This is a genomic window from Cellulosilyticum sp. I15G10I2 (assembly GCF_900095725.1).
GTDB lineage: Bacteria > Bacillota > Clostridia > Lachnospirales > Cellulosilyticaceae > FMMP01.
The window spans coordinates 70839-91430 of record NZ_FMMP01000028.1 but is presented as its reverse complement, the minus strand read 5'-3'; the positions used below and the strand labels follow the sequence as shown (position 1 = coordinate 91430).

24 protein-coding genes are annotated in these 20592 nt (G+C 36.0%); all 24 read left to right on the top strand.

Going from position 1 to position 20592, the window contains the following annotated elements:
- Nucleotides 1-2 precede the first annotated feature (2 nt).
- Nucleotides 3-1124 carry a cobalt-precorrin-5B (C(1))-methyltransferase CbiD gene (cbiD, locus tag BN3326_RS19370; protein ID WP_330389794.1) on the top strand — a complete coding sequence of 374 codons (1122 nt, stop codon included), beginning with the start codon at nt 3-5 and terminating at the stop codon, nt 1122-1124.
- Entirely contained in the window at nt 1121-1729 is a 609-nt protein-coding gene (locus BN3326_RS19365; RefSeq protein WP_070000902.1) for a cobalt-precorrin-7 (C(5))-methyltransferase, read from the top strand. The genes cbiD and BN3326_RS19365 overlap by 4 nt, the downstream gene beginning before the upstream one ends.
- Nucleotides 1719-2288 (top strand): decarboxylating cobalt-precorrin-6B (C(15))-methyltransferase, encoded by a 570-nt coding sequence (locus BN3326_RS19360; RefSeq protein ID WP_070000901.1) that lies wholly within the window; start codon nt 1719-1721, stop codon nt 2286-2288. Before BN3326_RS19365 ends, BN3326_RS19360 begins: the two co-directional genes overlap by 11 nt.
- On the top strand, nt 2281-3033 hold the full coding sequence (locus BN3326_RS19355; RefSeq protein WP_070000900.1) for a cobalt-precorrin-4 methyltransferase: 753 nt from the start codon (nt 2281-2283) through the stop codon (nt 3031-3033). The genes BN3326_RS19360 and BN3326_RS19355 overlap by 8 nt, the downstream gene beginning before the upstream one ends.
- A complete protein-coding gene (gene cbiG / locus BN3326_RS19350; protein WP_242876037.1) occupies nt 2999-4057 on the top strand; it encodes a cobalt-precorrin 5A hydrolase in 1059 nt (352 codons plus the stop codon). Before BN3326_RS19355 ends, cbiG begins: the two co-directional genes overlap by 35 nt.
- Nucleotides 4054-4779, top strand: a complete 726-nt coding sequence (gene cobJ, locus BN3326_RS19345) for a precorrin-3B C(17)-methyltransferase (RefSeq protein WP_070000898.1) — start codon at nt 4054-4056, stop codon at nt 4777-4779. The genes cbiG and cobJ overlap by 4 nt, the downstream gene beginning before the upstream one ends.
- Entirely contained in the window at nt 4776-5519 is a 744-nt protein-coding gene (gene cobK, locus BN3326_RS19340; protein WP_070000897.1) for a precorrin-6A reductase, read from the top strand. Before cobJ ends, cobK begins: the two co-directional genes overlap by 4 nt.
- Before the next feature lie 13 nt (nt 5520-5532).
- The gene (locus tag BN3326_RS19335; RefSeq protein WP_083258967.1) at nt 5533-6309 is read left to right on the top strand and encodes a sirohydrochlorin cobaltochelatase; all 777 of its coding nucleotides are present in this window, start codon (nt 5533-5535) and stop codon (nt 6307-6309) included.
- Nucleotides 6310-6940: 631 nt separating this feature from the next.
- On the top strand, nt 6941-7663 hold the full coding sequence (locus BN3326_RS19330) for a cobalt-factor II C(20)-methyltransferase (protein WP_070000895.1): 723 nt from the start codon (nt 6941-6943) through the stop codon (nt 7661-7663).
- Between the two features lie 9 nt (nt 7664-7672).
- Nucleotides 7673-8905 carry a glutamyl-tRNA reductase gene (gene hemA / locus BN3326_RS19325; RefSeq protein ID WP_070000894.1) on the top strand — a complete coding sequence of 411 codons (1233 nt, stop codon included), beginning with the start codon at nt 7673-7675 and terminating at the stop codon, nt 8903-8905.
- Between the two features lie 25 nt (nt 8906-8930).
- Nucleotides 8931-9836: a hydroxymethylbilane synthase gene (gene hemC / locus BN3326_RS19320; RefSeq protein ID WP_070000893.1), complete on the top strand. Its 906-nt coding sequence runs from the start codon at nt 8931-8933 to the stop codon at nt 9834-9836.
- Nucleotides 9823-11325 carry a uroporphyrinogen-III C-methyltransferase gene (gene cobA, locus BN3326_RS19315; RefSeq protein WP_330389793.1) on the top strand — a complete coding sequence of 501 codons (1503 nt, stop codon included), beginning with the start codon at nt 9823-9825 and terminating at the stop codon, nt 11323-11325. The genes hemC and cobA overlap by 14 nt, the downstream gene beginning before the upstream one ends.
- Nucleotides 11326-11350: 25 nt before the next feature.
- Nucleotides 11351-12646, top strand: coding sequence for a glutamate-1-semialdehyde 2,1-aminomutase (gene hemL, locus BN3326_RS19310; protein ID WP_070000892.1), 1296 nt, complete (start codon nt 11351-11353; stop codon nt 12644-12646).
- A 43-nt stretch (nt 12647-12689) separates the two neighbouring features.
- On the top strand, nt 12690-13424 hold the full coding sequence (locus tag BN3326_RS19305) for an energy-coupling factor ABC transporter permease (RefSeq protein ID WP_070000891.1): 735 nt from the start codon (nt 12690-12692) through the stop codon (nt 13422-13424).
- Entirely contained in the window at nt 13405-13701 is a 297-nt protein-coding gene (locus BN3326_RS19300) for an energy-coupling factor ABC transporter substrate-binding protein (RefSeq protein ID WP_070000890.1), read from the top strand. Before BN3326_RS19305 ends, BN3326_RS19300 begins: the two co-directional genes overlap by 20 nt.
- Complete coding sequence (cbiQ, locus tag BN3326_RS19295; protein WP_070000889.1) at nt 13685-14365, top strand: cobalt ECF transporter T component CbiQ; 681 nt, start codon at nt 13685-13687, stop codon at nt 14363-14365. Before BN3326_RS19300 ends, cbiQ begins: the two co-directional genes overlap by 17 nt.
- 11 nt (nt 14366-14376) lie before the next feature.
- On the top strand, nt 14377-15198 hold the full coding sequence (locus tag BN3326_RS19290) for an energy-coupling factor ABC transporter ATP-binding protein (protein ID WP_070000888.1): 822 nt from the start codon (nt 14377-14379) through the stop codon (nt 15196-15198).
- An 83-nt stretch (nt 15199-15281) separates the two neighbouring features.
- Nucleotides 15282-15539, top strand: coding sequence for a cysteine-rich small domain-containing protein (locus BN3326_RS19285; RefSeq protein ID WP_070000887.1), 258 nt, complete (start codon nt 15282-15284; stop codon nt 15537-15539).
- Nucleotides 15540-15552: 13 nt separating this feature from the next.
- The gene (cobU, locus tag BN3326_RS19280; protein WP_070000886.1) at nt 15553-16113 is read left to right on the top strand and encodes a bifunctional adenosylcobinamide kinase/adenosylcobinamide-phosphate guanylyltransferase; all 561 of its coding nucleotides are present in this window, start codon (nt 15553-15555) and stop codon (nt 16111-16113) included.
- 2 nt (nt 16114-16115) lie between these two features.
- On the top strand, nt 16116-16883 hold the full coding sequence (cobS, locus tag BN3326_RS19275) for an adenosylcobinamide-GDP ribazoletransferase (protein ID WP_070000885.1): 768 nt from the start codon (nt 16116-16118) through the stop codon (nt 16881-16883).
- 127 nt (nt 16884-17010) lie between these two features.
- The gene (locus tag BN3326_RS19270) at nt 17011-17286 is read left to right on the top strand and encodes a GNAT family N-acetyltransferase (RefSeq protein WP_070000884.1); all 276 of its coding nucleotides are present in this window, start codon (nt 17011-17013) and stop codon (nt 17284-17286) included.
- An 88-nt stretch (nt 17287-17374) separates the two neighbouring features.
- Nucleotides 17375-18292 carry a serine hydrolase domain-containing protein gene (locus tag BN3326_RS19265; protein ID WP_070000883.1) on the top strand — a complete coding sequence of 306 codons (918 nt, stop codon included), beginning with the start codon at nt 17375-17377 and terminating at the stop codon, nt 18290-18292.
- A gap of 129 nt (nt 18293-18421) precedes the next feature.
- Entirely contained in the window at nt 18422-19396 is a 975-nt protein-coding gene (locus BN3326_RS19260) for a YbgA family protein (protein WP_070000882.1), read from the top strand.
- A 39-nt stretch (nt 19397-19435) separates the two neighbouring features.
- The gene (locus tag BN3326_RS19255) at nt 19436-20569 is read left to right on the top strand and encodes an MFS transporter (RefSeq protein ID WP_070000881.1); all 1134 of its coding nucleotides are present in this window, start codon (nt 19436-19438) and stop codon (nt 20567-20569) included.
- Nucleotides 20570-20592: the final 23 nt, after the last annotated feature.

Sequence of the window (20592 nt, the reverse complement as noted above, 5' to 3'; positions counted from 1 at the left end):
AAATGACTATGGAAGAGTTCGTTTATATAAGCGGTAAAAAGTATAGAAGAGGTTATACAACAGGCTCTTGTGCAGCAGGAGCAGCAAGAGCAGCTGCCAAAATACTGATAACTCAAAATAAAGTTGAGACGATTGAAATAGATACACCAAAAGGCATTACGCTTAAGTTAAAGGTTGAAAACGTAACAATCGGAGAGGACTATGTAACCTGCGCGATTCAAAAAGATGGCGGAGATGATATAGATGCGACCCATCAGGCATACATCTATGCAACAGTTAAGCTTAATCAATTAGGAGAGCTTAGAATATTTGGAGGAACTGGAGTGGGGGTAGTTACTCAAAAAGGTCTGGGCCTAGAAGTCGGAGGACCAGCTATCAATAAAACCCCTAGAGACATGATTTTAAAAGAAGTGGCCAAGATTTTAGGAGATCAGCAAGGGGCAGATATTACGATAGAGGTGCCAGATGGCGAAGAAATAGCAAAAAAAACTTTTAATCCTCGCTTAGGTATAGTTGGGGGCATCTCCATCATAGGTACAACTGGCATAGTAGAACCCATGTCAGATGATGGATGGAAAAAGTCGCTTTCTTTGGAACTAGAAATGAAAAAGCAGCAGGGCATTAACAAAGTTATTTTAGTAAGTGGAAATCACGGAGAAAGATTTGCTAAAGAAGTGCTGGGGCTGAGTCCCAGATACATTGTCAGAACGAGTAACTTTATCGGGTATATGCTGGACGAGGCTAAGCGCATAGGTTACAAGGATATTCTCTTAATAGGACACTTAGGAAAATATGTTAAGCTTGCTGCAGGCATATTTAATACCCATAGCCATATAGCAGATGCAAGAAGTGAAATTTTAGTTGCAAATTTAGCCCTGATGGGCGCACCTCTTGAAGTGCTGCAAAAAGTAAGTATCTGTTTAACAACAGAAGAAGCTATGGATATTATAGATACTAATGGTTATGAGGACTTGTATACTATTATCGCAACTAAATGTAAAAAGCGTGTAGATCTTCACCTTAGAGAAGAACAGATTCAGACAGAAGTTATTCTATTTTCTCTTGATGGCAAGCTATTAGGACAGTCAGAACAAGCAGATAAGCTGAAGGAGGTGTTAAGATGATTTATGTTATAGGCATTGGGCCAGGAGATCAGGATTATCTTACTCAGGCTGGTGCACAGATTATAAACGGGGCAGAGATAGTGATAGGGGCCAAAAGAAATCTAGAGAGTATCAAAGATTTTAAAGGTTTGAAATTAGAAATGGGTTCAAATCTTGAAGAATTGGTCATATATCTTAAGGCTAATACTGATAAAAAGATAGCTCTGCTCGCAAGCGGAGATCCTCTGATCTATGGCATTGGCAAGTATTTATCTGAGCGCATCCCACATACTCAGCTTAATATTGTACCAGGCATAAGTGCCGTTCAATATATGTTTTCTAGAATACCGCTTGATATGAATGATTTGTATATTACAAGCAGTCATGGAAAGAAGCCAGACTTTGATAGAGTGCTCTCATATCCTAAGGTAGCTATGGTAACAGATCATTTAGTAGGACCAAGTCAGATAGCTCAGGAAATCCTCAGAAGAAATCTAAAAAAAGTAGTGATAGTAGGGGAAAATCTTACTTATTCTAATGAAAAGATTACCCCTTTTAAGCCCGAAGAACTAACAGATGAAATCAAGTTTGATAGAAATGTTGTGGTGATTTTAGATGAAAAATAGTGATTTTATTACTGGAGCAGTCCCTATAACAAAAGAAGAGGTAAGAGCGATAGCTCTTAATAAGCTTGAACTTAAAAATAAGAAGAGATTTTTAGATGTTGGAGCTGGAACTGGAAGTATCAGCATAGAAGCAGCAGCTACTTACGATCAGCTGGAAGTGATAGCGATAGAGCATTACGATGAAGCGATCAGGCTTATTCAAAATAATAAAGAGAAATTTGAACTAAAAAATATAAAAGTGATACAAGGTCGTGCCCCTATAGAATTACCTGGAAAGGCAGATGCTATTTTTATAGGAGGCAGTGATGGCAGTCTTAAAGAAATTATTGAATGGAGCTACGACTTATTAAATGAAGGGGGAAGCTTAGTTGCGAACTTCTTACTCTTAGATAATTTTTATGAAGCTTTGCATTTACTAAAAGAAAGTCCCTTTGTAAATGTTGAAGCGACGATGCTGAGTATATGTAAGCTTCAAACGTTAGGTAAGGGTGAATATTTTAAACCCTTCAATCCCATTTATCTATTATCTTGTAATAAGGAGCGTAAAAACTATGAATAAAATACATTTTGTTGGGGCAGGACCTGGAGATAAAGAGCTTATTACTTTAAAAGGATATAAGCAGCTAAGTGAAGCTGATGTTGTGATTTATGCAGGGTCACTTGTTAATAAAGAGCTTCTCGAATACTGCAAAGAAGGCTGTGAGATTCATGACAGTGCCAGTATGGATCTTGGTGAAATTATTCGAGTGATGAAAAAAGGAATTGATGAAAATAAAAAAGTTGTAAGGCTCCAAACGGGAGATTTTTCAATTTATGGCTCCATTAGAGAACAAGTAGAAGAACTTCATAAATTGCAAATCGAGTATGACTGTACCCCGGGTGTAAGCTCCTTTTTAGGCGCAGCATCAGCACTGGGAGTTGAATATACGGTGCCGGAGATTTCACAAAGTGTTATTATTACAAGAGCAGAAGGCAGAACGCCGGTGCCCCCTAAAGAATCTTTACAAGCCTTTGCCCAGCACCAAACTTCTATGGTTATCTTTTTATCTGTACAAATGATAGGGAAGGTGGTTGATCAGCTTACAGAAGGCGGTTATCCGGAAGATACAGATATTGCGGTAGTCTATAAAGCGACGTGGAAAGATGAAAAAATCGTTAAGGGAACCTTAAAAGATATTGAGAGCAAAGTTAAAGCAAATGATATCCAGAAAACTGCGCTTATTATGGTAGGAAAATTTCTAGGCAGTGAGTATAACAACTCTAAGCTTTATGATAAGGATTTTGTCCATGAATACAGACTCTAAAATAGCTTTAATCACCGTTACTAAAAAGGCGAAGGAACTGGCTAAAGTTATTAAATTAAAACTAGGTGCTGGAGATATCTATACAACTTCTAAGCTTTGCGAAAAAGGAACTATTGAAATTAGCCCGTCCTTAAGTGAGATGACAGGTGAACTTTTTAAGCAATATGATACACTTATTTTCATTATGGCAACAGGGATCGTGGTACGTATGATAGCACCCTATTTGCAAGATAAATTTAAAGACCCAGCGATACTTGTAATAGATGAAGAGGCAAAAAATGTGATCAGCCTTTTAAGCGGACATATAGGAGGCGCCAATCAAATGACGCATAAACTCAGCAGCCTCCTAGATGCTAATCCAGTTATTACAACTTCTACAGATGTGAACAGTAAGGCTGCTTTAGATAATATAGCAAAAAGTATAGATGGCTATATAGAGCATTTTAGAGAAACTGTTAAAGACATTAACTATAGGCTGGTACACGAGGGGAAAATTGGGTTGTATCAAGAAGAAGACTATCGGCTTGACACAAGAGGATTCACATTACTAGACAGCTTAGAAAACCTAGAAGCACTCGAAAAAGTTATCTATATTACCCATAAAAAGAGGATAGACTCTCCATCAGATAAGATTATCAAGCTTATTCCAAGAAATTTAGTCATTGGGATTGGCTGCAGAAAAGATACAAACAAGCAGCTGCTAGAAGATAGCGTTAATCACTTCTTAGAACACTATAATATAGATACACATGCTATTAAGTGTTTAGCCAGTATAGATGTTAAAGCCCATGAGAAGGCTATTATTAAGTTAGCCGAGAAATTAGAGTTGCCTTTTGAAATTGTATCTCGAGCAGAAATAGAAAAGATAGAGCATCTTTTTGAAAAGTCAGAGTTTGTTAAGAAAAATATCGGCGTATATAGTGTAGCAGAGCCCGTAGCTTATCTATTAAGCGGGGGTAACTTATGGATCAAAAAGCATAAATATCAAGGAATCACTTTTGCAATAGGGAGGATAAAATTATGATCTACGTAATAGGAATAGGGCCAGGAGCAAAAGAAACAATGACACTGCAGGCTATCTCGGCATTAGAAGAAGCTGAGGTTATTGTCGGTTATAAAACGTATATCAACTTGATAGAAGCATTTATAGCTGATAAAGAAGTTATAAAAAATGGCATGCGTCAAGAAATAGATAGATGTAAACTCGCAGTAGAGTGCGCTAAACAAGGTAAAAAAGTCGCAGTGATCAGCAGTGGAGATAGTGGGATCTATGGAATGGCAGGTCTAGTTTTAGAACTTGTTACAAAAGAAAATGAAGATATTCCTGTAAAGGTTATACCTGGTATTACAGCCAGTATAGGAGGGGCAAGCCTGCTTGGGGCACCTATTATGCATGACTTTTGCCATATTAGCTTAAGTGATCTTTTGACACCTTGGGATGTCATTGAAAAAAGATTAAGACTTGCGGCAGAAGCGGATTTTGTAATCTGTCTTTATAATCCAAGGAGTAAAGGCAGAAGCGGACACCTGGAAAAAGCTTTTCGTATCATGGCAGAGTTTAAAGGACCAGATACACCAGTAGGTATTTTAAAAGATGTCGGAAGACCAGAAGAGTCAAAAACAATTGTTACGTATCAAAATATGGATTACGAAAGTGTGGATATGACAACCATAGTGATTATTGGCAATAAGTCTACTTTTATTCATAACGATTATATGATTACGCCAAGAGGGTATGAAGTATGATTTTAGTTTTAGGAGGTACCTCTGACAGCCTTTTAATCTGCGACTATTTGAATAAGATGGGTGTAAACTATAAGGTAACTGTCACAACAGAATATGGTAAAACACTAGCACTTCAATCTACGTCTAATGTCCTAGTGGGAGCTCTAGATTTGCAAAGTATGAGTCATTTAATCTTAAAAGATAACGTTCATACCATTATTGACGCAACGCATCCCTATGCCATAGAAGTTTCTAAAACAGCAATTGAGGTAGCCAAGAAGACTGATACATATTATGTGCGCTATGAGAGGGAATCTCTTCTAGAAAAGGTAAGCTATGATAAGCTTTACGTTGTACAAAGTATTCAAGAAGCTTGTGAGGCGGCATTATCAATAGGGAATCGTATTTTTCTAAGTACGGGCAGTAAAAATTTAGAGTCATTTTGGAAGAAATTAACTAATAAAACTTTAATAGCAAGAGTATTGCCAACCAGTGATGTCCTTAAAATGTGTGAAAATATTGGGTTTAATGCAGATCAAATAGTAGCAATGAAAGGTCCTTTTAGTAAGGTTATGAATGAAGCTACGTACAGCGCGTATGAGATAGATTTAGTCATTACAAAAGAAAGCGGCCAAGAGGGAGGCTTTTTAGAAAAAATAGAAGCTTGCAAAAGTTTAGACATTCCTGTGGTTGTAATTCAAAGAGCAACACTTACTTACCCTTATGTGGTACATCATATAGAAGATATTTTAAAAAGATAGGAGCATCATTATTATGAAAAAGGCTGTGCTAGTTGTTAGCTTTGGAACAAGTTATATTGAAACAAGGGAAAAAACGATTGATAAATGTGAAGAGCAGATCAAACAGGCATTAGGTGAGTATGATTTGTTTAGGGCATATACTTCAACGATGATCATTAATAAAATAGCTAAACGAGATCATGTGCATATTGATACGCCTAGAGAGGCGCTTTATAAAATCTATGAGTTAGGTTATGATGAGGTTATTGTACAGTCTCTTCACATTATATGTGGCGATGAATTTGATAAGTTAAAACAACACATACAAGAATATGAGGGGAAATTCAGTAAGTTGACGATAGGTAGACCGCTTCTGACAACAATAGAAGATTATCAAGAAGCTGTAAAAGCAACCCTTAAAGAAATACCAAGTTTAAAAGAAGATGCGGCCATTGTGTTTATGGGACACGGTACAACCCATCCGGTTTTTAGTGCTTACTGCGCTCTTGAATATGCCTTTAAAGAGCAAAATACAAGAGCTTATGTAGGTACAGTAGAAGGTTATCCAACCTTAGATAACGTCATTACACAGCTTAAGGAAGACCATATTCAAACTGTTTATCTAATGCCTTTTATGCTGGTAGCCGGCGACCACGCCATCAATGATATGGCTAGCGATGAAGAGGACTCATGGAAAACTTGCCTAATAGAAAATGGATTTGAGGTCCATATTATTCTTAAAGGGTTAGGGGAAAATCCCCATATTCAACAGTTGTTTGTAGAGCACGCAATGAGTTGCATAGAGGTGTAGTGATGTATTTAACTTAGGGCCGCAAGGGGAGGGAAAACTTTTGATGCTCCCGCCTACCCACTGCCAAACCCGAGTCGCATCAAAAGTTCCCCCTCCCCCTGCTAGTCATTGAATATATGATAGAGTCATAGTAGTTTAGCTTATAGGTGGTTATTAAGGTAGTAGAGTATTACCTCTTGTGAGGAATATGAAGATGTTCTTTTGTTAGTGATGAGGTTGACAGAAGCAGACTGCACGAAAATTTAAACTAGGTTTGCGAATTTGTATATTTTGAAGACTAGCAGGGGAGATTTTAGGGTTCGGAAGTTGCCTCTGGAGTATTTCGTATAGAAAATCTTAGCAGTTTATTTAAATGGCTTTTAGCCGCACTGTTTGAGCGCAGCGAGTTTGCGGCGTTCATTTAAAGAAAGTGCTTAGATTTTTAGAAATACGCAAGCGAGCAACTGGAGAACCCTAAAATTCCCCTGCGGACCTATTAAAAAACACTTAAATTACAAATCCCCCCTATTCATTTATAGTATTGACATTAAAACTTAGTGTAGATACTAGAGGTGAATAGGTTTAAAAAGATAGCTGCATATAGTAGAAAGTACTTATACAAAATTGATAGAATGATAAGGAGGAAGGTACAATGGCTAAATTTTATGGTATTGGAGTAGGACCTGGAGATAGTTCCTTACTCACTTTGAAAGCAGTTGAAATATTAAATCACATAGATATTTTATATACGCCTGAAGCAGAAAAAAATGGTGGAAGTCTTGCTTTATCTATTGCGAAGCCTCATTTTAAAGGAGACTTAGAAGTTAAGTACAGACATTTTCCAATGAGTTTTAATAAAGCGGAGAAGGAAGTTATGTGGGAAAGTGTTGCGAAGGAAATCATTGAGGATGTAAAAAGTGGTAAGAATGTTGGGTTTATTACTTTAGGGGATGCTATGATTTATAGTACGTATGTCTATATTATGGAAAAACTTATAGACCAGGTAGAAGTAGAGACCATTCCAGGAATTTCTTCATTTTCTAATATTGCTTCCAGTCAAAATCTGCCGCTGGTGATGGATACTGAGCCCCTTGTAGTTCTGCCTTGTACAGCTGATGAAAAGGTTATTGACGATGCGATGCAAAAATACAGTTGTATGGTTTTAATGAAAGTTTATAAAAAATTTGAAATGATTCGGGATAAGATTGAAAAGTATGGTTTAATGGATTACGCGGTGCTCGTAAGCAACTCTTCTCAAGGGACAGAAAAGGTTTATACAGATCTTAGAGCTATTGACAGTACACAGAAGATCTCATATTTTTCAACGATCTTAATTAATAAACAGTATTTACAAAAGGTAAGCGTTAATGACTAGGAGGCAGCTATGAGTGTAGGAGTAGTAGGCGTCAATCATTTATGTCCTATAAGTATAAGAGAAAAGGTTTCTTTTACCCATACAAAAAAAATAGAGGCACTTCATGCTATAAAAAAGAAAGGCATTCAGGAAGTCATCATTTTATCGACTTGTAATCGTAGTGAAATTTATATTTGGGATGAAAAGATAGAAGATAAGATCGAATACGTAAGAGATTTTTATGCTGGCTTTTTAAGTGAACAGGAAGTAGGAAAGTATTTAATCTATAAAACAGGGAAAAAGGCAATTAAGCATCTTTATTATGTTGCAGCAGGGCTTGATTCACTCATTATAGGAGAAGATCAAATACTTGGGCAAGTAAGAGAAGCTTGGGAAGTGGCCGCCAAGGAAGAGACAAGTGGCAAAATGCTTAATAAGATTTTTAGAGAAGCTATAAGCACTTCAAAGACGATTAAAAATACGCTTAAAATATCCGAGAATCCTTTATCAGTTAGTTATATAGCTGTAAAGTTTCTCAAAGAAAAAATGCAGAGTTTATATCAAAAACGGATTTTGGTTATTGGAATTGGCAAGATGAGCCAACTTGTTATTAAATATTTACAGGATGAGCAGTTAGAAACGATCTATGTTTCCAATAGGAGCCATACAAGGGCTAAAGAAGTAAGCACCATTTATGATAATGTAATACCAGTAGCTTATAAAGATAGATATAATCTATTAAGTCAAGTTGATGCTGTAGTTTGTGCAACAGCCTCACCTCATGTTATCTTGCAAAAACAAGATATGCCGGAGCTTACCCGGAAACTTTATATGATAGATATTGCACTTCCTAGAGATATAGATCCAGAGATTAGTGATATGCAGCAAGCAGAGCTTTATGATATAGACGACTTAAAGACAATCTGTAAAAAAAATAATCAAAAAAGAAAAGAACTGGCGAAATCTGCCAAAGAGATTATTAAGGATAAGATGAGTGACATTTCAGAGTGGATTGAACTTGCTTCAATAGATAATACTTTAGAACTTCTGAACGAAAAAAAGAACGAGATTCAAAAATATACTTTAGAGTATATTTATAGAAAAACAGATTTGTCTGTAAAAGATAAAAAAGTAATTGATAAAATGGTAGGGGCTGCTTTAAAAAACTTAGTAAGTACACCAACTGCCAATTTAAAGAAAATCAAAGATAAAGATCAAAGAGAACACTATATAAAAGTAATAGAAGAATTATTTGAACTATAAGATTTTTGATAGAAGGAGCAGCCATATGAAAAAGATCGTTGGAACGAGAGGGAGTATGCTTGCCCTTACTCAAACAAAATGGGTAATTAGTGAGCTTAAGAAACATCATCCAAATATAGAATTCGAGATCAAAGTGATAAAAACCACTGGAGATAGGGTGCAAAATCAGCCCCTTGATAAAATAGGAGAAAAAGGATTATTTACTAAAGAAATTGAAGAGCATCTGCTTAGTCGGGAAATAGATTTAGCAGTGCATAGTATGAAAGATATGCCGTCTGTTGTACCAGAAGGACTTAAATTTTCTTATGTTCCTAAAAGAGAAGATGCAAGAGATATTCTTGTTTTAAAAGAAGGCTATACATCGCTTGAAGATCTGCCTTATGGGGCTAAGATTGGTACAGGAAGCAAGCGCAGAAAATATCAGCTCCTAAGTTATAGACCAGATCTTAAAATTGTGCCGATAAGGGGCAATATTGATACACGCATTCGTAAACTTAAAGAAGAGGGTCTAGAAGGTATTGTACTGGCAGCAGCGGGGGTTCATAGATTGGGGATGAATCAGGTAATTGGATGTTATTTGCCGGTAGAAATTATGATTCCGGCTGCTGCTCAAGGTGCTCTGGCGTTAGAGGTAAGAGCAAATGATGTGCAGACAGAAGAACTTCTTAAGCCACTGCATGACGGCAGCACAGAGATCCAGATTAAAGCAGAAAGAGCTTTTTTAAGTGCAATTAATGGAGGCTGCCATATGCCAGTAGGCGCTTATTGTACGATTCATGAAGAGCATATCATACTGCGTGGTTTATTTGGTGATGAGGAAGGAAAAAGAATGCTTATCAAGTCAATAGAAGGTCAATTAGAAGATGCTGAACAAATAGGCTGTGAACTGGCAAATAGGATGTTAAAGGAGCTTAAAGGTGAAAAAAGGTAAAGTTTATTTAGTTGGAGCAGGTCCTGGAGACTATAAATTAATGACGCTTAAAGGCATGGAATGTATTAAAAAAGCAGATGTTATCGTGTATGACAGGCTGGCGAATGTGAACTATTTGAAAGAGGCTAAAGCTGGATGTGAACGCATTTATGTTGGTAAGGCGTCTAGTCAACATACCTTGACACAAGATGAGATTAATGAAGTTATTGTACGTAAAGCAAAAGAAGGGCAGATTGTAACACGGCTGAAGGGGGGAGACCCTTATGTCTTTGGCCGGGGGGCAGAGGAAGGGGAGTACCTACTTGAAAACGATATTCCGTTTGAAGTTATCCCAGGTATTACCTCAGCTATAGCCGGTCCTTGTTATGCAGGGATTCCTATTACCCATAGAGATTTTGCTTCTTCCTTTCATGTTATTACAGGTCATTTAAAGGACGATGAAAACACGGAACTTAATTGGGAAGCTCTTGCTGGTGTAAAAGGCACTTTAGTGTTTTTAATGGGCGTTGCAAATCTTAAAAACATTAGTGAAAATCTTATCAAAGAAGGTAAAAGTCCAGCAACGCCAGTGGCTCTTATTAGCTGGGCAACTAGGCCTAATCAAAGTGTTGTAACAGGCACTTTAGAGAATATTTATGAGCTTGCACTAGAAAAAGAAGTTAAACCCCCTACACTTATTGTGATAGGCGAAGTAGTAGGGCTTCGTGATAAACTTAATTTCTTTGAACAGAAGCCACTCTTTGGTAAAAACGTGATTGTAACAAGGGCCAGAGAACAAAGTAGTGCACTCGTTGAAAAGATTAGTGACATGGGAGGAAATGCTATAGAACTCCCTGTGATAAAAATACAAGAGATAGAAGATAATCATGAGTTAGATGAATGCTTATCTTCACTTAAAGCCTATAATTACCTCATCTTTACAAGCCAAAATACAGTGGATATATTCTTCAATAGACTCAGAGAAAAAGGTCTAGACTCAAGAGGTTTAGCCCATATGAAGATTTGTGCAGTAGGACCTCAAACGGTGTACAGTTTAAATAAACAAGGTATAAGACCAGATATTATTCCAGAAAGAGCGATTGGGGAGGCGCTTTATACATCTTTAAGTCAAGAACTTAAACGTGAAGACAGTATATTGATACCAAAATCAGCTATTGCAAGAGAATATTTAGTAGAAAACTTAAGTAAAATTTGCAGTGTTAAGGCTATAGATCTATACAATACTGTAACCGAAGCGATAGATAAAGACATGATTTTGAGGATGCTTGATGAAGATAAAATCGACTATATAACTTTTACAAGTTCATCAACTGTTAAGAATTTTATAAGAGGGATAGGGAGAGAGCATATAAGTAAGCTTAATCGTACTAAGCTCGTGTCTATAGGGCCAATTACTTCAAAGACAATTCTGGAGTATGGACTTACAGTATATAAAGAGCCTGAAATTTATACAATAGAGGGATTGATAGAATGTATCATTAATGATTAATAAGGCGTTAATAGGAGGCAAAGAAATGGACCATACACGTTCGGAAAGTATTTATAAAGAAGCCGTAAGATACATGCCAGGAGGCGTTAACAGCCCGGTAAGAGCTTTTAAATCAGTAGGACTCAATCCTATTTTTATAGACCATGCCGCGGGCAGTAAAATTTATGATGTTGATGGCAACGCATATATTGATTATATTTGTTCTTGGGGACCACTTATTTTAGGACATGGGAATGAGGTAGTTCTAGAGGGGGTTATGGAACAGTTAAAAAGAGGAACCAGCTACGGCGTGCCCACTCAAATTGAAGTTGAAATGGCAAAGCTTATTGTTGAAGCGTATAAAGGGATTGATCAAGTAAGGATGGTGAATTCTGGAACGGAAGCTACCATGAGTGCGATACGGGCAGCAAGAGGTTATACGGGCAAGAAGAAGATTTTAAAATTTGAAGGATGCTATCATGGTCATTCAGACGCGCTTTTAGTAAAATCGGGATCTGGAACTATTACTTATGGCGTGCCTACCAGTCCAGGTATACCAGAAGATGTGATTAAGCATACGTTGGTAGGCAGATATAACGACATGGAGGAACTAAAAGAAATTTTCAAGACACATGGCTCAGATATTGCATGCGTGATCGTTGAAACCATATCAGGTAATATGGGGCTTGTGCCAGGTAAAAAAGAGTTTTTGCAGTTGCTTAGAGATATAACGAATGAATACCAAAGTGTACTGATTTTTGATGAAGTGATTACAGGTTTTCGACTAGGTTATGGCAGCTCACCAGAATACTTCGGCATTGAACCGGATATGGCGTGTTTTGGTAAGATTATAGGAGGAGGCCTTCCTGTAGGTGCGTATGGTGGTAAAGAGGCTATAATGAATATGATTTCACCAGTAGGTCCTGTTTATCAGGCAGGAACGCTCTCGGGCAATCCACTGGCTATGCATATGGGTAAAAATACTCTCGAATATCTTAGGGATCATCCTGACGTTTATGAGGTGTTAAATGAAAAAGCTGCTTACCTCGAGGAAGGCATAAAAAGTAATCTAAAAAAATTAGGCCTTGATTTAGCTGTTACAAGGGTAGGTTCATTAATAGGATTATTCTTTATCTCAGGAAAAGCAGAAAACTATGATGATGTTAAAAACTGTGATTTAGAGAAATTCAATATTTATTTTAAAGCAATGTTAGAGCAAGGGGTACTTATAGGACCGGCACAGTTTGAAGCCATGTTTATATCTACAGCTCATACGCAAGAAGAGTTGGATCAAACGATCGAAGCAAATTATAACGCACTGAAATGTGCATATAATTTATAAATAGCGTTATTTACTAATATTTCAGATAGAAGGGGGAAAGTATATGAAAAAGTCAAATGTATCACTTTTAACTATTATATTACTACTTATTATAGCGCCAGTCTGCACCTTTGGTATGCATATCATGGAGGGATTTTTACCATTTAAGTGGGCTGTTATTTGGGCAGTTGTATTTATACCATTTTTCATGTTAGGCCTTAAAGATTTAAGAAGAATATTTGCTAAAAATCCGCATCACAAAGTGCTTATTGCACTGATAACAGCTTTTGTATTTGTTTTATCAGCACTTAAAATGCCTTCTGTTACTGGAAGCAGCTCTCACCCTACAGGGGTAGGTCTTGGTGCTATTTTATTTGGGCCTAAGGTTATGGCAGTTATAGGAACTATTGTTCTTTTATTCCAAGCGTTATTACTTGCCCATGGAGGGCTCACAACGCTTGGCGCAAATGCTTTTGCTATGGCAGTTGTAGGACCTTTTGTATCTTATGGGATATTTATGTTAATGAAAAAAAGAAAGATGAATAAAGGGCTTAGTGTTTTTATGGCGGCAACACTTGGAAATATAGCAACTTATGTGATAACATCTGTACAACTAGCTTTAGCTTTTCCAGACCCTGTGGGAGGTATTATGACTTCTCTTGTGAAATTCCTATCAGTATTTTTACTCACCCAGATACCTATAGCAGCTGCAGAAGGGTTTTTAACGAATATTGTGCATGATCTTATTTTGAAAAACAATCCAGAAGGAGTTGAAGGCTATGAAGTTAAAGAGTGTTAATAAAAACTTAGTATTAGGTGCATTAGTCATTTTATTAATGGTACTTCCTTTGATGATTAACAAAGATGCAGAATTTGAAGGAGCAGATGGGGCAGCTGAGGCTATGATAGCAGAAATAAATCCAGATTATGAACCATGGATGGGTTTTATGTTTGAGCCGCCAAGTGGTGAAGTTGAAACATTGCTTTTTAGTCTTCAAGCAGCCCTAGGAACAGCCGTTATTTTTTATTATATAGGTTATTCCAAAGGGAAAAAGAAATATGCTGATCATAGATAAGATTGCTTATAATAATCGCTTAGCCCATACAAATCCTTATTTGAAATGTGGTTTAGGGGCAGCATTTTTAATCCTTTCAGTTTTATGGGATAACTTAAGCGCACTTGCTACTATTATCATAGGTATGAATATTTTAATTATGAGTGTGGCAAAAGTTAATAAAAAAATATACATAAAGCTTATCAGTTTTCCCAGTGTATTTATTATTTCAAGTATTTTAGCTACCCTATTTTATTTTTCAAATGAAGCACATAGTTTTTTATTTTATCTGCAATTTTTCGGATACTATATAGGGTATTCAAAGCTTACATTGATAAGGTCTGCTTATATTTTAATGAGATGTTTTGCAGCAATTTCATGTATTTATTTTATAACTCTCACAACGGGGTTTAATCAAATGATACTTGTGCTTAAAAAACTGCATATGCCTAAAGAGGTGATAGAAATTATTATGCTTGTCTATCGCTTTATCTTTATCTTTTTAGAAGAAGTCTCAGAGATCTATATTGCACAAGAGATGCGTTTTGGCTATATTAACATTAAAACAGCCTATCGTTCTTTAGGGATTTTAATCAGTACTTTATTTACAAGAATTATGATACGATACCAGGATATGAGTATCGCTTTAGATACTAAGCTCTATGATGGTGAATTTTATATATAAGAGGTGGACAGATGATAACAACGCGTGAGCTGACATTTAAGTATGATGAAGGTAATGTTGCACTTAAGAATATTCACATAGATTTAAATAAAGGTAGCATTATAGGCATAATAGGAGTTAATGGCTCTGGAAAGTCCACCTTATTTATGAATATGGTAGGTGTACTCAAACCTACCTCAGGAACAGTACTGTATAATAATCAAACGATAAAATATGATAAAAAAAGTTTAAGAGAGCTTAGAAAAAAGGTTGGCATTGTTTTTCAAGACCCTGATAAACAAATATTTTATTCAAAGGTCTATGAAGATGTTGCTTTTGCGCTTAGAAACTTAGGTTTAGATGAGGCTGAAGTTAAAAGGCGGGTTGATGGGAGCCTAGAGAGTGTGGGGGCCATGGCGTTTAAAGAGCAGCCTATACATTTTTTAAGTCATGGTCAAAAAAAGAGAGTTGCTATTGCTTCCGTCATTGCGATGCAAAATGAAGTGATGTTATTTGATGAACCAACTGCGGGGCTTGATCCTAAAAGTGTTACAGCCATAGAAGACATTATAAAGGATGTTAGTAAGCGCAACACAAAGGTAGTTATTTCGAGCCATGATATGGATCTTATCTATCATCTTTGTGATTATATTTATGTTTTAGATCAAGGATGTGTTATGCGTGAAGGTCAGACTGAAGCTGTCTTTACTAATGATAGTGTTATTTGTGAAATAGGACTTGCTGAACCTTGGTTGGTGAAGGTGCATAAGTATATGGGAATGCCGCTTTTTAGAAAAGAGGAGGATCTTTATGCTTACTACCATGCCAATAGGAAAGAGGGACTTGGAGAGTAGGTATAATTTTAATAGGGCTGTTTGAGAAATCATGGATTTCTCTGCGGCCTTCATTTAAATCTTCAGTTATAAGGAGAAGGTGAATGGAACATTACAAGTTTTTTCAAAACAGAGCGTGTGAGTATTTTCCTTGCCATAAGGTAGAGGATGATAAAGTATTTAACTGTCTATTTTGCTATTGTCCCTTGTATGCTTTAAAGGATAAGTGTGGAGGAGATTTTTCTTATACAAAAAAGGGGATTAAGAATTGTATGGCATGTATTAAGCCACATACCTTACAAGGTTATGAGCATGTACAGGCGCATATACAAAAGGTTATTGAAATAGGGAAGAAAGGCTAAAAGGGGTGAAGACATGAGTAAGATTGTATTTGTTACAGGAGGCGCAAGATCAGGTAAAAGCAGATTTGCTGAAGAATTATGCAGAATTCAAAATAATAGCACAGCGTATATTGCAACAAGTATTCCTTTTGATGAGGACATGAAAGATCGCGTTAAAAAGCATAGGGCAAATAGACCGAGCCATTGGACAACCTATGAAGTATATGAGGATATTTACAAGAAGATTCCGGAGATTGCACAGACAAATAGCACGGTTATTCTAGACTGTGTAACACTTTTGGTAAATAACATTATGTTTAAAGAAGACCTTGATTTTGAGACTTGTGATTATGCTGCAATTGATGGTGTTGAAGCTCATATTAAGGAACAAGTAAGTCTTTTGATTAAAGCTATTAAAAAAACAGATCTCTATTTTGTGATTGTAACTAATGAGATTGGTATGAGTGTAATAGGGGCAACTAGGTTGACAAGAGTTTATACTGATATTATAGGCAGAGTTAATCAGCAGATTGCAGCAGATAGTGATGAAGTATATCTGGTAGTGTGTGGTATACCAGTTAAGATAAGAGGTTAGATATGAAGAGGTTTATGAGCATACTTCAGTTTCTAACACGTATTCCTATTAATATGGATTTAGGCATGGACGATGAGTTTTATAAAAGTCTTGTGTTTTTTCCTTTAGTAGGCGCAGTGCTAGGGGTATTATATTACGTAATTGGTTTAGGCAGTCTATTCTTATTTAATAAGAGCATTACAGCTGTTATTATTCTGCTAGGTTCAGTGATTTTAACAGGAGGGCTTCATATAGATGGAGTAGGGGATACCTTTGATGGCATTTATAGTTATCGGAATAAAGAAAGAATATTAGAGATCATGAAAGACTCAAGGCTCGGAACTAATGCACTTTTAGCTATAGTTTTTTTGCTTTTGTTTAAAGTGGTATTTATTTATTATTTACTTGAAACAGACAATCTGTGGGGGATTATGATTATGCCTATATACGGCAGAATGAGTTCCATGTGGTCATGCTATAGGACCAGGACGCCAAGAGAAACAGGAATGGGAAATATTTTTATAGGAAAGACAACACTAAAGGTGTTAGTGATAGGTGTAAGTTACGCAATGACATGGGTGCTAGGTGTATTATACCTTTTAGCAGAAGCTATAGGCGTAAAGTTTTTAGGACATGTTGGATTACTGATAGTCATATTTTTAGGGGTTAGATTATTTATAAAATCAATTTACAAGAAAATTGAAGGGATAACGGGAGATATTCTTGGGACAATCTGTGAATTTGCAGAGCTTGGCTATCTAGTAGGTATCTATTTGCTTATAATACATTAGCTTTTTAAATAATGACTTATTTTAAAGAAGAACTTATCAAGTGGTTTTGCGTGTTTTATGAATAAAAACAGAGGTAAATGATAATCTTGAATAATAACAATAAAGGAAATACGAGAGGAAGATAAAGATGAATTTTTCATATGAACCCAATAAAATTTTTGCTATAAATGGAGGAGGGGAAATTATTGCGGAAGTTACTTTCCCAGAAGTTAAGGATAATGTAGTTAATATCAACCATACATTTGTAGATCCGACACTACGTGGACAAGGCGTTGCTTCATTACTTCTCCAAGAAGCTTATCAAACAATTAAAAACCAAAATAAAAAAGCTATTATGACTTGTTCTTATGCAGTCAAGTGGTTTGAGCAGCATACTGAATGCAGTGATATTCTTTCAAAATAAAGCAACAACAGTATCTTAAAGGTATTTCCTCAAAAACTATGTTACAGTTTAAATTAAGTAAAATGATTAATTAAAAGGCAGGTAGATGATGAATAAATCTATATTAAATCAATTTAGATTGACAGTTGCAGAAAAAGGTTTTGGTATTTATGGCATAAAGGTACAGCGTATAAATGGGGAGAGCATGAGCCATCGGTGGCGCTCGGATGATCCTGTATGTATTTATTCAGCTGCAAAAACAATTGCTTCTTTGGCAGTAGGTTTATGTATTCAGGATAAGCAGTTTGCTGTTAATGATAAAGTATTAGATTTCTTTCCAGAATATCGAATCCTTGCCGCCCCAGGCAGTGAGGCAATAGAGATACGTGATTTACTGCATATGGCATCAGGAAAGTTAGCATATTGGTTTAATAGTGATGAGCATACTATGATGACAAATGATTGGGCAGAACTGTTTTTCAAAGTACCAGTTACAAAAGAGCCGGGAACCTTTTTTTACTACTCTAATGCATGCACCTATATGTTAGGGCGTATCGTAGAACGGATAAGTGGTAAAAACTTACGAGATTTTTTAGTCTCAAGACTATTTATACCTTTAGAAATTTTTAATCCCCAGTGGCATTCTTGCCCCCAAGGACACAGTCTTGCAGCTTCAGGTTTATACTTAACAACGGATCAGTTTGCGAGAGTCGGAGAAATGCTGTTAAATAAAGGTAGTTATAAAGATAGGCAAATTATAAGTAAAAATTACATCAATGATGCTATAAGTGATACGATAGATAATAAGAGGATTGATCCAACCAATGCTGAGAATTCTTCAGGGTATGGCTATCAGATATGGAAATGTGCTTTTGAAGGCGCTTACCGTATGGATGGAAAGTATGGTCAGCTTTGTATTGTTATACCGAGTAAAGGAGCAGTTATAACAGTAACGGCTCATGAAGAAAAAGCAAAAAATGATATTATTCATGCTGTATTTGAGGACATTGTACACCAACTTGACTAAGATATAAAACCAAATTTTAAATGAATATCAGAATTATAATAATAAAGAAAGTATAATAGAGCTCAGATAGATCTAGTACTACTTAATAATATAAAAGTATTTAACCTTATCAGACCGGAGAATAGAGACATGAGAAAGTTTAAAAGCCCAACAATTTTACTGAGTAGTTGTATAGAAGGTCAAGCGTGCAGATATGATGGCTCAAGTTCAACATGTCCTTTTGTAATGCGTTTAAAACCCTATGCTAAATGGATCACTGTATGCCCAGAAGTAGCCATTGGACTGCCTATTCCTAGACAGACATTACGCATTATTTCGGATAAAGAGAATAACAAGAGACTGGTTTTTTCAAAAACAGGTGAAGATGTAACAGAGGCAATGCAAGCTTTTTCAAATACTTTCTTGGAAGAACTGATATCTAAAGAAGTAGATGGCATTATTTTAAAGGGGCGTTCACCTTCGTGTGGTATAAAAGATGTAAAGATGTATGAAAACTATGGAAAAGCATCCTCCATGCCTAAAAAGACGAGTGGCATATTTGCAGAAAAACTTCTAGAAAATTTTTCGCAGATTGCAATAGAGGATGAAGGGCGGTTAATGAATTATACAATAAGAGAACATTTTTATACACGCATATTTACTATAGCTGAGTTTAGGGGAATTAAGCAAAAAAAGAGTATTAAAGCATTAATAAAATTTCATAGTGATAACAAATATTTACTTATGGCATATAGTCCAGCCAATTTAAAAAAATTAGGGAAACTTGTAGCTAATAATGAAAAAAGAGATATTGAAAATTTATTAGACGTATATGAAGTATATCTTAATAAAGCATTAGCCACAGCTGTGGGACCCATGCGTAACGTAAATATGCTTCTTCATCTGTTTGGTTATTTTTCAAAGAATGTTTCTCAACACGAAAAAGCTTTTTTTCTAGATAATTTAGAAAGCTATGGGAATAAAAAAGTTCCTTTTTCTGTACCCTTAGCTCTTATTCATGGGTGGGTGATAAGATTTGAGAATGAGTATTTAATGAATCAAACGATATTTGAAGCTTTTCCAGCTGATTTGACAGAAGTTACTGATTCAGGAAAAGGTATATAGTTGATAATATTTAACGAATCAGAGGGGGATTCATGGCTTATGAATAAGATGTTATTTATGATTGCAACAAGCTTTTTTTGGTTTTCTTTATACGCCTATGTGCCAGAACTTTCAACTTATGCAAAGGATCTAGGAGCGAGTTATCAGATAATAGGAGTTATTACAGGAGCCTATGGCTTCACACAAATGCTGCTTAGAATTCCACTTGGTATACTTTCGGATAGACTTAATAGAAGAAAGATATTTATTCAGATTGGGATGCTGGCGACAATAGTAAGTGCACTTATTACATTCTTTTTTCCCAGTGTATTTTCGTTATTAGTAACACGGCTTCTAGCAGGAGTGGCAGCATCTACTTGGGTTACTTTTACTGTATTATTTGCAAGTTACTATAAACATGAAGAATCTCCTAAGGCCATAGGTATTATGAATAGTTATAATGCTGTAGGGCAAATTATTGCCATGGTTTTAGGAGGGATTATATCTTTGCAGTTTGGAACAAGATCTTTATATTTGCTTGGAGCTATAGGGGGCATAGCTGGTTTTATTTTAAGCTTTATGATTCGAGAGAATAAAGAAATAGAATTGGTACCAGTACATATCAAAGAACTCTTTTTAATTGCTGCCGACACTACATTAGTTAAAGTATCTGTCTTAGCTATTTTGTCTCAGCTTATTACTTTTGCTACAACTTTTGGATTTGTACCTATTGTAGCTCAGCAACTAGGTGCAAATAGTATGCAGCTTGGTTTACTTACTGCTATTGGCAATATACCAGGTATATGGATTCCAACCTTAGCAGGTACAATGCTTGTGCATTTATGGGGGCAAACCAAAACATTAGTTTATGGTTTTATGCTTAGTGCGCTGCTTTGTATGATAACACCTTTTATTTCATCATTATGGATTTTAATGGGGGCTCAACTTTTAGTTGGTACAGGAAGGGGGATGGTTTTTCCGCTGCTTATGGGGCTTAGTATTAAAAACATAGAAGCAAGTAAAAGAGCCACTGCAATGGGGATTTTCCAAGCTGTCTACGGAGTAGGAATGATCATTGGACCTATCATCCTAGGTACTATAGCTGGAGAGTTTGGGCTTACTACAGGTTTTATAGTTACAGGATTTATTGGGATAGCAGCCAGTTTATTAACAATAAGATTTAAAATAGTATAAGGGTATATAATAACAACTAAAAA

Coding starts and splice junctions, on each gene's coding strand:
- cbiD (WP_330389794.1), top strand. CDS start 3: ATGACTATGGAAGAGTTCGTTTATATAAGCGGTAAAAAGTATAGAAGA.
- BN3326_RS19365 (WP_070000902.1), top strand. CDS start 1,121: ATGATTTATGTTATAGGCATTGGGCCAGGAGATCAGGATTATCTTACT.
- BN3326_RS19360 (WP_070000901.1), top strand. CDS start 1,719: ATGAAAAATAGTGATTTTATTACTGGAGCAGTCCCTATAACAAAAGAA.
- BN3326_RS19355 (WP_070000900.1), top strand. CDS start 2,281: ATGAATAAAATACATTTTGTTGGGGCAGGACCTGGAGATAAAGAGCTT.
- cbiG (WP_242876037.1), top strand. CDS start 2,999: ATGATAAGGATTTTGTCCATGAATACAGACTCTAAAATAGCTTTAATC.
- cobJ (WP_070000898.1), top strand. CDS start 4,054: ATGATCTACGTAATAGGAATAGGGCCAGGAGCAAAAGAAACAATGACA.
- cobK (WP_070000897.1), top strand. CDS start 4,776: ATGATTTTAGTTTTAGGAGGTACCTCTGACAGCCTTTTAATCTGCGAC.
- BN3326_RS19335 (WP_083258967.1), top strand. CDS start 5,533: ATGAAAAAGGCTGTGCTAGTTGTTAGCTTTGGAACAAGTTATATTGAA.
- BN3326_RS19330 (WP_070000895.1), top strand. CDS start 6,941: ATGGCTAAATTTTATGGTATTGGAGTAGGACCTGGAGATAGTTCCTTA.
- hemA (WP_070000894.1), top strand. CDS start 7,673: ATGAGTGTAGGAGTAGTAGGCGTCAATCATTTATGTCCTATAAGTATA.
- hemC (WP_070000893.1), top strand. CDS start 8,931: ATGAAAAAGATCGTTGGAACGAGAGGGAGTATGCTTGCCCTTACTCAA.
- hemL (WP_070000892.1), top strand. CDS start 11,351: ATGGACCATACACGTTCGGAAAGTATTTATAAAGAAGCCGTAAGATAC.
- BN3326_RS19305 (WP_070000891.1), top strand. CDS start 12,690: ATGAAAAAGTCAAATGTATCACTTTTAACTATTATATTACTACTTATT.
- BN3326_RS19300 (WP_070000890.1), top strand. CDS start 13,405: ATGAAGTTAAAGAGTGTTAATAAAAACTTAGTATTAGGTGCATTAGTC.
- cbiQ (WP_070000889.1), top strand. CDS start 13,685: ATGCTGATCATAGATAAGATTGCTTATAATAATCGCTTAGCCCATACA.
- BN3326_RS19290 (WP_070000888.1), top strand. CDS start 14,377: ATGATAACAACGCGTGAGCTGACATTTAAGTATGATGAAGGTAATGTT.
- BN3326_RS19285 (WP_070000887.1), top strand. CDS start 15,282: ATGGAACATTACAAGTTTTTTCAAAACAGAGCGTGTGAGTATTTTCCT.
- cobU (WP_070000886.1), top strand. CDS start 15,553: ATGAGTAAGATTGTATTTGTTACAGGAGGCGCAAGATCAGGTAAAAGC.
- cobS (WP_070000885.1), top strand. CDS start 16,116: ATGAAGAGGTTTATGAGCATACTTCAGTTTCTAACACGTATTCCTATT.
- BN3326_RS19270 (WP_070000884.1), top strand. CDS start 17,011: ATGAATTTTTCATATGAACCCAATAAAATTTTTGCTATAAATGGAGGA.
- BN3326_RS19265 (WP_070000883.1), top strand. CDS start 17,375: ATGAATAAATCTATATTAAATCAATTTAGATTGACAGTTGCAGAAAAA.
- BN3326_RS19260 (WP_070000882.1), top strand. CDS start 18,422: ATGAGAAAGTTTAAAAGCCCAACAATTTTACTGAGTAGTTGTATAGAA.
- BN3326_RS19255 (WP_070000881.1), top strand. CDS start 19,436: ATGAATAAGATGTTATTTATGATTGCAACAAGCTTTTTTTGGTTTTCT.